Origin of the sequence: Snodgrassella alvi, assembly GCF_002777425.1 — a bacterium.
GTDB lineage: Bacteria > Pseudomonadota > Gammaproteobacteria > Burkholderiales > Neisseriaceae > Snodgrassella > Snodgrassella alvi_B.
On sequence record NZ_MDVC01000091.1, the window covers coordinates 168,595 to 183,718 of the forward strand.

The 15,124-nt window shown below is 44.0% G+C and carries 15 protein-coding genes; 5 read left to right on the forward strand and 10 right to left on the reverse strand.

What is annotated here, in order from left to right:
* Positions 1–28: 28 nt before the first annotated feature.
* A complete protein-coding gene (locus BGI33_RS08950) occupies positions 29–1,438 on the forward strand; it encodes a sensor histidine kinase (RefSeq protein WP_100090859.1) in 1,410 nt (469 codons plus the stop codon).
* 179 nt (positions 1,439–1,617) lie between these two features.
* Here BGI33_RS08950 and yihA read toward each other — a convergent pair whose 3' ends face one another.
* The gene (yihA, locus tag BGI33_RS08955; protein WP_100090860.1) at positions 1,618–2,262 is read right to left on the reverse strand and encodes a ribosome biogenesis GTP-binding protein YihA/YsxC; all 645 of its coding nucleotides are present in this window, start codon (positions 2,260–2,262) and stop codon (positions 1,618–1,620) included.
* A gap of 275 nt (positions 2,263–2,537) precedes the next feature.
* Between yihA and BGI33_RS08960 the strand changes: the two genes are divergently transcribed.
* Positions 2,538–4,103, forward strand: a complete 1,566-nt coding sequence (locus BGI33_RS08960; protein WP_100090861.1) for a TerC family protein — start codon at positions 2,538–2,540, stop codon at positions 4,101–4,103.
* Between the two features lie 68 nt (positions 4,104–4,171).
* On the opposite strand, the gene BGI33_RS08965 is transcribed toward BGI33_RS08960, so the two are convergent.
* The 8 genes from BGI33_RS08965 to BGI33_RS09000 all read right to left on the reverse strand — a co-directional run bounded on the left by BGI33_RS08965 (position 4,172) and on the right by BGI33_RS09000 (position 9,718).
* Positions 4,172–4,375: a glycine zipper 2TM domain-containing protein gene (locus tag BGI33_RS08965; protein WP_100090862.1), complete on the reverse strand. Its 204-nt coding sequence runs from the start codon at positions 4,373–4,375 to the stop codon at positions 4,172–4,174.
* Positions 4,376–4,566: 191 nt separating this feature from the next.
* Positions 4,567–4,899, reverse strand: coding sequence for a ribosome hibernation-promoting factor, HPF/YfiA family (gene hpf, locus BGI33_RS08970; protein ID WP_100090863.1), 333 nt, complete (start codon positions 4,897–4,899; stop codon positions 4,567–4,569).
* A gap of 65 nt (positions 4,900–4,964) precedes the next feature.
* A complete protein-coding gene (rpoN, locus tag BGI33_RS08975; RefSeq protein WP_100090864.1) occupies positions 4,965–6,344 on the reverse strand; it encodes an RNA polymerase factor sigma-54 in 1,380 nt (459 codons plus the stop codon).
* A 6-nt stretch (positions 6,345–6,350) separates the two neighbouring features.
* The gene (lptB, locus tag BGI33_RS08980) at positions 6,351–7,094 is read right to left on the reverse strand and encodes an LPS export ABC transporter ATP-binding protein (protein WP_100090865.1); all 744 of its coding nucleotides are present in this window, start codon (positions 7,092–7,094) and stop codon (positions 6,351–6,353) included.
* A gap of 9 nt (positions 7,095–7,103) precedes the next feature.
* Positions 7,104–7,568 (reverse strand): lipopolysaccharide transport periplasmic protein LptA, encoded by a 465-nt coding sequence (gene lptA / locus BGI33_RS08985; RefSeq protein WP_174828399.1) that lies wholly within the window; start codon positions 7,566–7,568, stop codon positions 7,104–7,106.
* Positions 7,569–7,587: 19 nt separating this feature from the next.
* Positions 7,588–8,172: an LPS export ABC transporter periplasmic protein LptC gene (gene lptC / locus BGI33_RS08990; RefSeq protein ID WP_100090867.1), complete on the reverse strand. Its 585-nt coding sequence runs from the start codon at positions 8,170–8,172 to the stop codon at positions 7,588–7,590.
* Entirely contained in the window at positions 8,169–8,702 is a 534-nt protein-coding gene (gene kdsC, locus BGI33_RS08995; RefSeq protein WP_100090883.1) for a 3-deoxy-manno-octulosonate-8-phosphatase KdsC, read from the reverse strand. Before kdsC ends, lptC begins: the two co-directional genes overlap by 4 nt.
* Positions 8,703–8,743: 41 nt before the next feature.
* The gene (locus tag BGI33_RS09000; RefSeq protein ID WP_100090884.1) at positions 8,744–9,718 is read right to left on the reverse strand and encodes a KpsF/GutQ family sugar-phosphate isomerase; all 975 of its coding nucleotides are present in this window, start codon (positions 9,716–9,718) and stop codon (positions 8,744–8,746) included.
* A 207-nt stretch (positions 9,719–9,925) separates the two neighbouring features.
* On the opposite strand from BGI33_RS09000, the gene tal reads away from it, so the two are divergent.
* On the forward strand, positions 9,926–10,981 hold the full coding sequence (gene tal, locus BGI33_RS09005) for a transaldolase (protein ID WP_100090868.1): 1,056 nt from the start codon (positions 9,926–9,928) through the stop codon (positions 10,979–10,981).
* A gap of 466 nt (positions 10,982–11,447) precedes the next feature.
* On the opposite strand, the gene BGI33_RS09010 is transcribed toward tal, so the two are convergent.
* Positions 11,448–13,154 carry a formate--tetrahydrofolate ligase gene (locus BGI33_RS09010; RefSeq protein WP_100090869.1) on the reverse strand — a complete coding sequence of 569 codons (1,707 nt, stop codon included), beginning with the start codon at positions 13,152–13,154 and terminating at the stop codon, positions 11,448–11,450.
* A gap of 451 nt (positions 13,155–13,605) precedes the next feature.
* Between BGI33_RS09010 and BGI33_RS09015 the strand changes: the two genes are divergently transcribed.
* Positions 13,606–14,850: an ABC-three component system protein gene (locus tag BGI33_RS09015; RefSeq protein WP_100090870.1), complete on the forward strand. Its 1,245-nt coding sequence runs from the start codon at positions 13,606–13,608 to the stop codon at positions 14,848–14,850.
* Positions 14,816–15,124, forward strand: a 309-nt coding sequence (locus BGI33_RS13480) for a three component ABC system middle component (protein ID WP_218965176.1), incomplete at its 3' end; no start/stop codon positions are given. The genes BGI33_RS09015 and BGI33_RS13480, both read left to right, overlap by 35 nt.

The window sequence follows — 15,124 nt, forward strand, 5'->3', positions numbered from 1 at the left end:
GCTGTTGGTAAACAGCCTGTTCTAATATATGAAACTGTTTCCCCGTATATTTGCTACGTTTTGCGCAGTGATTGTTTGTGCCATTTTTGTGGCCAGCTCTTCTTTCTGGCTGGTACAAAACACGTTGGCTGAAACCCGCTTCAAGCAACAGCGTAATTTTGAAGAAAACCTGCTTAGCAGTACCATGAATGCGTTTCAGGCACGTGGCGATGCCGGTATACGAGAACAGTTAATGGAATGGGGTAATAGTCCTGGTGGTGAAAATCTGTATGTAATCACCGGTGACAATAAGAACGATATTCTTGGGCGTCCCATTGACCCTGAAGACATTGATAAGGCGCATGAGTTTGCCCTGTCACATCCAAACTCAAAACTGGTGCAGATTTCCTACAATTCACTTGGTGAAGAATATTTATTTATGATTCGTGGCTGGAATCATGAGCGCACCCCCCGTCCCCCAAGCCCGTTTTTTATTCCCGGTCTGCCGATTGCACCGGTCTGGCACGAATTTATTATTCTCAGTTTTATTATTATTGTTGGTTTACTCACCGCCTATATTCTGGCCAACAACATTACTCAGCCTATTCGGGTTTTATGGCGAGGTATGGATCGCTTGGCACATGGAAATTTGCAGACTCGCGTATCCCATCAGCTATCAGAACGGCGTGATGAACTGTATTCTCTGGCTGTACAGTTCGACAATATGGCAGATAAATTGCAGAAACTGGTTGAAAAAGAGCGTCATTTATTGCATCACGTTTCTCATGAAATGCGTTCACCACTGGCACGCATGCAGGCTATTATTGGGTTGATTCATGTGCAACCGCAAAAGCAGGAACAGCACCTCCAGCGTCTGGAAAGCGAACTGGGACGCATGGATTTACTGGTAGGGGAACTGCTTACCCTGTCGCGGCTGGAAACTTCTGATTTACCAATTACGCTGGAACCGCTGGCATTGGTGCCGGTAATTAAGCAGATTGTTGAAGACAATCAGGCAGTGGCTATGCAGCACCACCAAACTTTATCATGGCAGTGTGACATTCCTGAAACTGCGATGGTAATGGCTAACGAAAGCTATTTGTATCGCGCTTTTGACAATGTGGTACGAAATGCGATTAATTATAGTCCTGATGGCAGTGAAATCAGAATTCATCTGCATGAAGGCGGCAAGCAGCAATGGCAGGTCGATATCAGTGATAATGGCCCCGGTGTGGCAGAAAATCAGTTGCCGCATATTTTTACGGCCTTTTATCGGGCAGACAGCAGTGCCAATAAACCGGGTACTGGTTTAGGTCTGGCTTTAACCAAACATATTGTTGATCGTCACCATGGCAAGATTTATGCGGATAATCAACAGCCCAAAGGCTTAAGTATGCATTTTTTGTTGCCTAAATTTACGCCGGGCAGAAACAGGAATCGGCAGAAGGATAAAAATTAAGCCCTACTCAGTTGCCGGATAAAGTTATTGTCTTTATCCGGTTTTTTCACATTCTGGCTACAGGCTAGTGTGTCCCGCCATTTGCACAATACTATCTGCTTCAAAATCAACCGTGATTTTAATATGTAGTCTGGTAACCAGTCAGGCCGGTGATAATAAATTTCTGCTATAACTGGAAATTAATCGGCGGTTTTCTGTTCATTTGTTTCTGCTACTGGCAGGGCAGCGTGTTGGTCAAACCAGTTAGCTACAATCTGATTGACTTCGTCTATACCTTGTTTTTTCAGGCTGGAGAATAGCTGTACTGTTACTTGCTGGCGGGCAAAATATGGCTGAAGTGCTTTTTTGACATTGGCCAGTGTTTTAATTTGCTCGTTTTTGGATAATTTGTCCGCTTTAGATAGCAGAATGTGAACGGGTCGATTGGTTACCGCGAAGAAATCCAGCATCTGCCTGTCCAGCTCTTTGAGCGGATGGCGTGCATCCATAATCAGAATCAACCCGATTAGCTGTGCTCTCGTTTGCAGATAATCGCCCAGTAAAGTTACCCAGTGTCGGCGTATTGCTTCCGGTACCTGTGCATAACCATAACCGGGTAAATCTACCATAAAGCCGCCATTGGTCAGTTCGAAAAAGTTAATATGCTGTGTACGACCGGGCGTTTTGGATACATAGGCCAGACGGGTATGGCTGGTCAGGGTATTAATGGCACTTGATTTACCTGCATTACTGCGGCCTACAAAAGCAATTTCTGCGGTTGTTGCCGGCAGGTCTTTCAGGTGATTAACGGTAGTATAAAAGCAGGCGTGACGGAACAGATTCATGAGTAACAAAAAAAGATAACAAGGTAGTAGCATACCATGTTTTTGCGCACAATCCGGGTTCAGCAACGCATGTTAACGCAGGTTTTAACGCACGACACTTGATTTTTTGCTTCATACTGCTAAACTTGATAGAAGTTTATTTCAAGGAAATGTTCAGATGAAAGACGAGGTCTCGGGCAGTTGTATTGTGCATGTAGACGTGTTTTTCTCTGATTTCAGGCAGCTTTGCTCGCGTAGCAAGCTGCCTGTTTCTGTTTAACGCATAGGAAAAGAAAATGGATTTTAGCTGGTTGGGAGAACCGGCCACATGGGCAGGGCTGATTACTCTGGTGATTCTGGAAATCGTTCTGGGTATAGACAATCTCGTATTTGTGGCCATTCTGGCCAATAAGGCCAGTCCGAAACAGCGCGATCATGCCCGTATAGCCGGCCTAACTCTGGCAGTGCTGATTCGCATTGTCATGCTGGCACTGATGTCTTTTATTATTACTCTAACCAAGCCGTTTGTGCATATCAATGGTTTTGCCGTTTCGGTTAAGGACCTGATTATGTTTGGTGGCGGGCTGTTCTTGCTCTATAAGGCCACCACTGAATTACATGAGCGTCTTGAAGGCCATACTGCCATGGTCTCCATTACCAATGTAACTGTATATGCCAGTTTCTGGAGTGTGGTATTGCAAATTGTGGTGCTGGATGCGGTATTTTCACTTGATTCAGTGATTACTGCAGTGGCCATGGTGCAACATATTACAGTAGCAATGCTGGCAGTGATTATAGCTATGGCAGTGATGATTTGGGCTAGCGGGCCGCTAACCGAGTTTGTGAGCCGACATCCTACGGTAGTGATGCTGTGTCTGGGTTTTTTGCTGATGATCGGGTTCAGCCTGATTGCCGAAGGGTTGCACTTTGCCATACCTAAGGGCTATCTGTATGCTGCGATTGCCTTTTCAATTCTGATTGAAATTTTTAACCAGATTTCTACACGCAATAGCCGTCGCAACGACATGATTGGCCGTTCATGGCGGTATCGGACCGCAGACAGTGTACTGGGTATGATGGGATTGCGTGAAAAGGAACTGGCTAAGAATGGTACGCAAGCTGAAGATGATGAGCATTTTGAAGAGAATGAAAAATCCATGATACGTAGTGTGTTGACGCTGGCAGAACGGCCGATAATGGGTGTAATGACACCGCGCAGCGACATTGAACGGCTGGATTTATCGCAACCACGTCAACAGCAGCACCAGCAGTTACAAAATACGCCCTTTTCCCGACTGGTAGTAGTAGGCAAGGCCGGTATTGATGAGCCTTTGGGATTTGTTAATAAAAAAGATCTGTTAAACCAACTTTTAAGGGGCGAATCGTTAAATATTCAGGCTGCTCTGCGGCAGCCGCTGGTTTTACCAGACAGCAGTACCGTGCTTGACGCTATGGAACTGTTCCGTTCACGCAGTGCGGATATTGCCTTGGTTGTGGATGAATTTGGTGCTGTACTCGGGCTCGTAAGCATGAAAGACTTGATGGAAACCATTGCCGGCGATTTCCCAGAAGAGTATGAGCGCGCAGATGCCCCCAGTATCCAGCAAAATGCTGACAACAGTGTTACCGTAGATGGCAGTCTGGAATATGCCATTCTGGCTCAGCATCTGTATTTGCCTACATTGCCGGAAGATGCCGAATATCATACTGTAGCCGGATTAATCATGGAGGAAATGCAGGATATTCCCGATGTGGGTGATACCGTTGATTATGCCGGTTACCGCTTTGAGGTATTGAGCAAGGACGGCCATCGTCTGGAACGCGTGCGCATCAGCAAAATTGAGCTGCCAGAAGCTGAATAATTCGGTACAGTCAGCTAGCCATAAAAAAGCCTGCGATTAATCGCAGGCTTTTACATTTAATGGCTTGATTATTTAATCTGGCTGCCAATAACGCCACCCAGTGCAGCGCCACCTAAAGTAGCACCAGTATCCTTACCAAGCAGATTACCAGCCACACCGCCCACCACAACACCTGCGGCAGTATTGCGCTGAGCCGGCGTCATGTCTGCACAGGCAGAGAGGGATGCAGCTATTGCGGCTACTAATACCAATGTTTTCATACTTGATTTCATGTCAATGCCTCTTTCAAATGTAATAGATTATTTATGTATCAAATCATATTTGTATTGCTGGTAAACCATTTAATAGCAAACAAAGTATTATTTCCATATTAATTATATACCTGTAGCGAACCAGTTTAGCAGAAAAACTGCATTCAGAAACGCAAAGGCATTTATATGAGTATAATTAAGATACCTATCGATTATTCAGCTTCAGTTACAATATCCGTCAATATCTCGGGTGTCTGGTGTGAAGGTTGCTTTTTTTCCTTGTATTTAATTACTGCCCGATCCAACTTATCCATCAAACAGTCAATCGCCGCATACATATCATTATCAACACAGTCAATATGAATGTCTTTGCCAGATAGATGTAAATTAATTTCCGCTTTTTTCTGAACTTTTAAAACTGAAAAAGTAACAGTTGCACTGATTACCTGATCTACATGCCGAATAATGCGTTCCAGCTTACTCAAGGTATAGTCCTTTAAGGCTGCGGTAACATCAAGATTCTGTCCGACAAATTTCAGATTCATAGCCTAACTCCTTTTTTAAAGGTTTTTGCGAAAACAGGATAAATTTTGTATAAGCTAACTGAAAATTAATGATTGTTGTATTGTACTTTACGTTGGTGCGCCGGTGGAATTTTCAAGGCCTCACGATATTTTGCTACCGTGCGCCGTGCCAGATTGATGCCCTGCTTGGCCAGTTGGCTGACCAGATAAGCATCAGAGTAGGGGTGTTGCGGATCTTCTTCGTTAATCATACTTTGCAGTAGCGATTTGATTGCCGTCTGGCTGTTGCCCGTACCATCATCCATAGCTGCAACAGACTGGCTAAAAAAGTAGCGCAGAGGAAAAACACCTTGTGAACAAGTCAGGTATTTCTGATTAATAGCGCGTGAAATAGTGCTTTCTGCCAGTTCCAGCGCCAGAGCTGTTTCCTTGATTGTTAAAGGCGCCAATGCCAGCGAACCAAAACTGAAAAAATCCTGTTGTTGCTGCAAAATCCACTCCCCCAGACGTTGCAAAGTGGTTTTACGCATTTGTAAGCTGTGCAGACAGGTTTGCGCTTCCTGCCATTTGCTTTTGCACATTGCATCCATTTCAGTGTCCTCCTGCTGTAACCACTCTTCTACACCACTTTCTATTCTCAATTGTGGAAAAGCATCGCGCAGAATACGGATTTGCCAGCAGCCGCTGTTATCGGCATATACTTCCAGATCAGGACGGATAGCCAGAATGCCGTTGCGATCGGGTAAGCCATAACAGGGAAAAGGATTCAGAGTGCCAATCAGTTTACAGGCAGCCTCAAGAGTGGTAGCTGAAAATTGCGGCAGTTTCCGGCACAATTGCTTGAACTGGTGGGTGCTGAGCCACTGACCAAAATGTTCACTAATCAGTAAGCGTGCACAGCTATGAATTTCATCACTAATTGTAGCTGATGCAGGTGACAGATTATCCAGTTGCAATAACAGTGATTCCTGTAAATTACGTGCACCAACGCCGGTTGGTTCAAACTGTTGCAGAATAGTCAAAGCTTGAGCCAGCTCGGTTTCATCCAGTCGCCACTCCAGCGGCGCATTTTCTACCAGATCGGTTAAACTGCCGTCCAGATACCCTTGTTCATTTAGATTATCAATCAGAAAATAAACCAGAGTCTCCGTAGCATCATCCAAGTCGTATTCACATACCTGCCGGCGCAGTAAGGCATACATATCAGGGTCATCGGCCAGCGTGTCCCAGACATCGCTTTCGCCTTGAATCATCCCATGCTGTGGTGGCTGCACATACTGGGAGAAAGCCGCAGCATCCTCAGCTGTATTTTCAACTTCTTCGAGAAAAGGATTATCGGCCAGCCAGCCAGAAACCAGTTCCTGTAATTCCAGTGTGGATAGCTGCAATACCTGTAACGATTGTTGCAGCTTAGCACTAAGGCGTGTTGAAAGATTGAGTTTGAGATGAGTAGCAGGCTTTTGCATACGCACTTAATATTCGAAATGCTCACCCAGATAAACAGCGCGTACCTGTTCATTATTAACCAGTTCTTCCGGTACACCGGAAGCCAGTACACTACCCTGATTAATAATATAGGCACGGTCACAGATACGCAGCGTTTCACGTACATTATGATCTGTAATCAGCGTGCCGATACCGCGTTGTTTCAGGAATGAGATCAGATTTTGAATGTCAATCAGCGCAATCGGATCCACCCCGGCAAAAGGTTCATCCAGCAGAATAAAGCGCGGATTCATCGCCAGCACCCGCGCAATCTCGGCACGGCGGCGTTCACCACCAGACAGAGACCGCGCAGTATTATTGCGTAAATGTTCGATATGCAGGTCAGCCAGCAGCAATTCCAGCTGTTCAGCACGTTTTTCCGGCGGATAGCTGATTTCCAGAATAGCATTGATGTTCTGGGCTACCGTCATTTTACGGAAAATCGATGCTTCCTGTGGCAGATAGCCCAAGCCCAGACGTGCGCGTTCATAAATCGGACGGTGAGTAATGTCCTGATCATCCAGCTTAATACAGCCGCCATCGGCAGCAATCAGCCCCACAATCATATAGAAGCTGGTGGTTTTACCGGCACCATTCGGACCAAGTAAACCGATTACCTCACCACTATTCACTTCCAGAGCAACATCATTGACTACCTGACGCTGTTTAAAACTTTTTTGCAGACCGCTGACACGTAGCTGGCTTTGCGGCACAGTTGGCGTTATATTCATGAACTTGGCTTATTTCTTTTTCTGTTGCGGTTGGATGATGACATGTACCCGCCCTTTAGGCGCGCTCTTAACCGTATAAACTTCAGTATTGGTGTTATAGATAATCACAGCACCACGTGCCATATCGCCACCGCGGTTTACCTGAGCATTACCAGTAATAGTAACAATACCACTCTGGCTTTCATAGTGCACATTATCACCCTGACCAAACACCATACCGTCTTTTTCCAGTTGCTGGCCAAACGTAGCCGGTTTGCCATCAGCAATAATGGTCTGGTTGCCGGCATTATCCTTATGCGCAGTCACACGGGCAGCATTCATATACATAGTACCCTGCCGCATTTTAACATTACCAGTAAACACCGTTGTCTGATTCTGTTTGTCCAGTGAACCCTGATCTGCCTCAATCTGAATCGGTTGCTGCCGGTCACTGTCCAGTGCCCATGCATGCACGCTGCCAGCAAGCAGCAACATAGCTGCTAAAACTTTACCATTAGTGCGAATGCGGATCATAAATAATAGCCTTTACACGCGCGGGTAAATTCAGAAAACCGCGCTGTTTGTCATATTCAAAACCTTGCGATGTACCACGTGACATACCATACTGGTATGTGACCGGTGCATCCGTTTTAATCACCTGAGTTTGTGTATCTACATGTAAAACACTGGTTTGCAGCTGGCCTTCCGGCTCATCGCCTACCGACTTCTTGTGCCACATTACCTGCCCAAGCAAATCCACCTTACGGCTGTCAGTATAATACTGGCCAGTACTGGCCTTAACACGATACAGTTCTGCGCCGTTTTTATACAGACTCATATCAGGATTATCGATATAGATAACTGTCTGCTGTGGAAACTGCCGTGCAGCAGTTGCATGGATAGTTTCACTCAACTGCCCGTGCTCATCAAAGCGTTCACCGTTAATCGTACTAATCTCATATTTCGGTTCTTTCGGATTCAGCGGAACTTCCACCATTTTCACTTCAGTAATGCGGTCGAGCCAGAAGCTGATACCACCAAGCGCCACCGCCAGAATCAGCGGGAACGCCCAGTTACTGCGACTGCGTAACACACTCATGCCAGATACTCCGCCATCTCAGCAGCCAGAAAACCTTGTGCATCCAGTAGCAAATCACATACCTCACGTACCGCACCGGCACCGCCCGATGCCCGGGTAACATAATCAGCATGCTGTAATACCAGCTCATGCGCATTGGGTACGGCTACCGCCAGCCCACAATGCTTCATCACCGGTAAATCCACCACATCATCACCGATATAAGCACATTGCTGTTCACCCAGCTCCAGTTGCTGGAGCAGTTGCTGATAACAACTGCGTTTATCCGTAATACCCTTAAAGTAATGATGAATACCGAGCTGCTGAACACGAATCCCAACAGAGGGCGCATCACGTCCCGTAATAATTGCCGTCTGGATACCGTGCCGGTGCAGCATTTTCAGCCCATGCCCGTCCAGCGTATGGAATGCCTTGATTTCCTCGCCATTATCACGGATAAAGATACGGCCATCAGTCAGCACCCCGTCTACATCCATAATAAACAGCCTGATTTGCTGTGCAGCCTGCAATAGCGCAGTAGCAGACATCATTGCATTCATCAACATACCTTTAAAATAACTTGCCAATCCGTCTAAACAATGCGCGCCTGTAATAAATCATGCATATTCAGCGCACCCACCGGACGGTTATCCACATCAATAACCACCAGACCATTTACCTTATTGGCCTGCATGGTTTTCAAAGCTTCCGTAGCCAGCCGCTCCTGAGTAATGGTTTTAGGCGCATGCCCCATCACATCCGCCATCACCCAGTCTTTCAACTGCTGGTTACTCTGAAACAGGCGGCGTAAATCGCCATCTGTAAACAAACCAGTTAACTGCCCGTTGCAGTCTACCACTATCAGCATGCCCAAGCCTTTTTCGCTCATAGTCACAATGGCCTGACGCAATAGCGTATCTTCCTGTACCAGCGGCATATCCTGACCACCATGCATCACATCGGCCACCGTTAACAACAAACGCTTACCCAAACTACCGGCCGGATGGCTCAGTGCAAAATCTTCCGGCGTAAACTGACGTGCCCGCAACAGCGCAACCGTCAGCGCATCGCCCAGTACCAGCACCGCAGTGGTACTGGATGTAGGTGCCAGCCCCAACGGACAGGCCTCATGTGATACATGAGCGCACAAATGAATATCCGCATGCCTTGCCATACTGGAACTGGTTTTGCCGGTAATACAGATTAGCTGCACATGTTTGCGCTTGATGGCCGGTATCAGCGCCAGAATTTCCTCACTTTCACCGGAATTGGACAGAGCAATCAACACATCACCATCAACAATCATACCCAGATCGCCATGTCCTGCTTCAGCCGGATGAACAAAATAGGCCGGTGTACCAGTGGAAGCCATAGAAGCAGCAATCTTGCGCCCGATATGGCCACTTTTACCCATACCGGTAATAATCACCCGCCCACGGCAATCCAGAATAGTGGCCACAGCCGCGGCAAAATGCTCATCCAGACTGGCCGCAACTTCGCGTACAGCCTGCTCTTCAATAGCAAAAACTTCCTTGCCCCAGTCTAAATATTTATCCTGAACGTTCATAGCACCATCAGCAGCAATAATAAGCAAACAAAGACACAACAAATTTAACCTGATTATAACCTGATAACAGTCATTATGTTTGCTTAAGGAACTTGTCAAAATACCCAAGCCTCGTTAGAGTAAACCATAACCCATGAGTAACCGGTTCAATCGATTGATTAACCTAAACAAATCATATCTAACAGATATTTACCACAAGGAAATAATATGGCCGTATTATCACAAGTCAACACACTGGGACAGCAAATCTGGTTGGACAACCTTTCCAGAAGCCTGATTCAGTCGGGAGAGCTGGCACAAATGCTGGAGGCAGGCATCAGTGGCGTGACTTCCAATCCGGCCATTTTCCAGAAAGCCTTCGCCGGCGACAGCCTGTACCAGAGCGATATCGCCCGTCTCAAACAGCAGGCACTTACCCCGAAACAGCGTTACGAACAGCTAGCCATGGCTGATGTACAGGCTGCATGTGATATTTGCCTGCCTTTATATGAGCGCACTCAGGGTAAAGCCGGCTTTGTCAGTCTGGAAGTCGCTCCCGATCTGGCCGACGACACACAGGCCACCGTTACCGAAGCTGTACGCCTATGGAAACTGCTTGACCGCCCCAATGTCATGATAAAAATACCTGCTACCAATAGCGGCATACAGGCTCTAACCACACTCGTGGCACAAGGCATCAACGTAAACCTTACCTTGCTGTTTTCCAAAGCACAGCTACAAAAATCATGGCAAGCGCATGCAGCCGGTATTCGCCAGCGTCTGGCCAACAACCTGCCCGTTGACCGCATACAAGTAGTAGCCAGCTTTTTCCTGTCGCGGATTGACAGCGCACTGGACATCACCCTGCCAGCCTCTTTACAGGGCAAAACCGCCATAGCACTGGCCAAAACCGCCTATGCCGAATGGCAGGAATTTACCCAAAGCCGCGAATTCACCGATCTGGCTGCACAGCAGGCCGCACCACTGCGCTTGCTCTGGGCTTCCACCGGCACCAAAAATCCGGCTTATTCCGATGTCTGCTACATAGAAAACATCATTGGTGCAGATACCATCAATACCGTACCAGCCAATACCCTCAACGCCTTTATCGACCACGGCAAAGCTGCTGCTACCCTAACTCAGGACGTACAACAGGCCAAAAGCGTACTGATTGAAATCGAGCAACTGGGTATTAACCTTGAATCACTGGCCAGCCGTCTGCAACAGGAAGGATTACAACAATTTGTAGATGCTTTCGATGCCTTATTACAACCTTTAGCTTAAATGGTTTAGGTTAAAATAATAACAGGTATACATTATATTATGTGTAATGTATACCTGTTATTTTTAATTTCAAATATAAAATTTGTATTACATATAACCAATAATTATATTGTAAAAATATAAAATTTATCTGAAATTATAATTACAACTTAAATTTATTAAATCTAAATTGTAAAATGAATAAATGAAATATAAACAAAAGATTTTAAAAGTCACCAAAATTACTTTGTATAACAAAAAATCATCATATATTTATACCTAAAAATTAAACGCTATCCTTACAGACATCACCAGCACTATTAACCGAGCATAGCAGAATACCACCACAGATAAACCAGCCTGAAACCGTACTGCCAGCACTACTGCCGCAATAAACCGCAAGAAAAAAGCCACAACAGCATACAAACCATCGTGGCCTTTTCAGCGATAATTAACACCTGTCCGTATTAATCGCGCCTAAACAATACTAATGCAAGCCGACAATGTTGCCCTCAGCATCAACATCAATCTGCCGGTAAGCCGGTAAAGTACCCAGCCCCGGCATCGTCATCACATTACCCGCATACACCCGAATAAAACCGGCACCGGCTGATAGCTGCAAACGTGTGATTTCAACATCAAAATCAGTAGGCACATTTTTCAGATTAGGGTCGGCACTGATAGACAACGGCGTTTTCACCATACACAAAGGCAAATGGTCAAGCTTGAGCTGCTGGATTTCCGCCAGATTCTGCTCAGCCTGTGCAGACAGATTAGCCTGACGCGCGCCATATTTTTTCACCATCGTCTGAATCTTTTCCGCCAGCGGCATACTGTCCGCATAGGGCAGAGTAACCGCATTATCCTGTGCACACGCAGCCACCACATGCCGTGCCAGCGCTTGCGTACCCGCACCGCCCTGAGTAAACGCATCACTGATTTCACAGGCACAAGCGCCGTGTTCCAGAGCATATTGTTTAACAAAATCCAGCTCTTCCTGATGGTCGTAAGGGAAGCGGTTAATCGCCACAATCACCGGCAAACCATAACTTTTCGCATTCTGGATATGCCAGCCCAGATTGGCACTGCCTTCTGCCAGCAGTTCCACATTGCATTGCGTTACCTCCGCCGGTAACGCCTGCCCGGGCTTAATATTGAAGCGGCCACTGTTGGATTTCAAACTGCGTACCGTAGCCACCAGCACCACACAGGACGGCGCCACACCAGTCTGGCGATATTTGATATTAAAAAACTTCTCCATACCCATATCCGAACCAAAACCAGCTTCAGTGACCACATAATCGGCTAGCTGCAATCCCACCTTATCCGCCAGCACCGAAGAATTCCCATGAGCAATATTAGCAAACGGGCCGGCATGAATCAGCACCGGCGTTTGTTCCGCCGTCTGCATCAGATTAGGATTAATCGCCTCTTTCAGCAATACCGTCATCGCGCCGGCTACTTCCAGTTGTTCCGCCGTAATCGGATTACCCTGAATATCGTAAGCCAGAATAATCCGCCCGATACGCTGGCGCATATCCTGTAAATCAGTAGCTAGAGCCAGAATCGCCATCAGCTCCGAAGCTGCCGAAATCTCAAACCCGTCTTCCCGTTCCACCCCATTAACACCACCGCCCACACCCACCTTAATCCGGCGCAGCGCACGGTCGTTATGGTCGATGACCCGTTTCCACACAATCCGGTTTTTATCAATATTCAGCCGTGGCAACTGCGTTTGCGCCGTAAACTCCTCACCCAGATGCTCCTCATGGTATAAGCGTGCATCCAGTGCCGCAGAGGCGAGATCATGCGCCGCCGTAATCGCATGAATATCACCGGTTAAATGCAGATTAAGCTTCTCCATCGGCAACACCTGAGCCTTACCACCGCCAGCAGCACCACCTTTCACCCCAAACACCGGCCCCAGACTGGGCTGGCGAATACAGGCAATCGCCTTCTGCCCGATAAAATTCAGCCCCTGACTCAGCCCGATTGTCGTAACCGTTTTACCTTCACCCAGCGGCGTAGGCGTAATGGCTGAGACCAGCACCAGCTTGCCCTGTTTTGCATCCGGCCGAATCACCTGTAAATCTACCTTAGCTACTTCACGGCCGTAAGACATAAGGTATTGTTCAGGGATGCCGCAGTTGCGGGCGATTTCTGTAATGGGCAGTAGTGTGGTGCTGGCTGTCATATAGAATTTCCTTATAATGGGATCTAAAGTTTTATTGTTAAAACAGCATAATTGTAGTTGTGTTTATATAAACCTAAAAGGGTAAATTAATTATTGCAGATGCTAAAATAAATTAATCTCTTCATCAATCATGTAATTAAAAATGCTAAATTTAGATTTTTGAAAAATAAGTAATTTTGAACTGTTGTTTTTGTAATACAGTTACACTATTTGCTGATATATAATATAAATTTATGATTTATATGAAGATATATAATAGGTTTTGCTATTCGATAATAAATTAAATTAATCTTTACATTTTAAAACTAATATCTATATTATTTTATCTTAAAATAATAAAATTAAAGGCGCATGATTAATATTTGTTTTTTAAAAAAATTTAAGTTTTTATTGATATCTAAAGAAATGTCAATAAAGAATCTATTAAAATGTATTTTAGCGATATTAGGTTATGGATACAGTCAAAATAGAATTAAACAAAAGTTCAGCAGGAGCGCAAGGATTAGGATTTGATTATCAATTTTATTATTTTATTTATCTTGCTTTACAATTAAAAGAGGGAGAAAAAATTGGTTATGAGTCCATAGAAGACGTTCATTTAGAAACCAATGAAAATACTAAAATATTAATTCAATTAAAGCATTCAATACAGACTGATAAGACAGGCGGTATTGTTACGATGAGTAATCGTGATCCAATATTGTGGGAAACACTTAGCAGATGGGTTGGCTACATTAAAAAGCTTGATGATTTTTTGACTATCCATTCATTCCGGTTTATTACGAATAAAACAGAAAATAATAATGAATTTATTAAAATACATAAACAATTTATTTTTGATAAAAATTTATCACTCTTTAAAAAACAATTAGTTGAGTTATTGAATAAAACTAGAGGTAATGAAAGTAGAAAGCATATAGATATAGTTTTGAACTTAGATGAAAAAAATTTATCTGAATTTCTACTGAAACTCGATATTCAACTTGATGTGGGAGATATAGAACAGAAAATTAAAAATTATATTAACAACAATTGGCCAGTTCCCGAAAAAGATTTAGACAAAATTTATTCTCAGTTATTCACAAAGTTAAGTCATAGTAAATATGATGGGATTAGGAAATGTCAGAATTTTGTGATGACGTTTGATGAAATTAAACTTTTAAAAGTTAATGTATGTAAGGATGTATATGGAAATGTTTCATTACCTATCAGAAACTTTATAAATGAGTTGCCAGAAAATCTTGAGGAGCAAATGTTCATTAGACAATTAAATGAAATTGGTGAGTTGGGATATGGAGAAAAAAAATCCAGACGAATAACAAAATATACTACTTTTATGCTAAATGCGATGAATAATATTGCGTGGTGGCTTAAGGATAATTATGTAACCACTGAACAAATAGAAAAATTTGAAAGCACATGCGTTGAAAGATGGGAAAGAATATTTGATGATCAATATAGAGAAATAGAAAGAGCAATATATAATAATGAGGCTAATATTGATGAACTTGAAAAAAATATATGTAATCAGGCAATTGGTGTTGTAAGAGGTATAAGAGAATTAGATTTAAAGATAGATGGTTTTCAAAATACGATAGGTATTGAGATAAATAATGGTTTTTTTTATTCTCTTTCAAACAGATTGGAGATAGGATGGCATTATGAATGGGAAAAAAAATATAAAACTCAATACTAATCATTATTATATATATAATAATGAGGCATTAGCTGGAGCCGTATTTAAATCAATTTTAAATAGAATTAACCAATTAGACATAGCTAAAGGTTGTTTAGTGCTACCATTTTTATTGGATAAACGAACAGTCAATTGTCTAATAAACAATAATAATAATCAATTGACTCTATCACAACTAATAAAAAATAATCCTAGAGTATTCGTATCATTTAATAAACGGTATTTATCTTTATTGCCAGTTTATATTAATTTTATTACTATATTTCAAAATGCT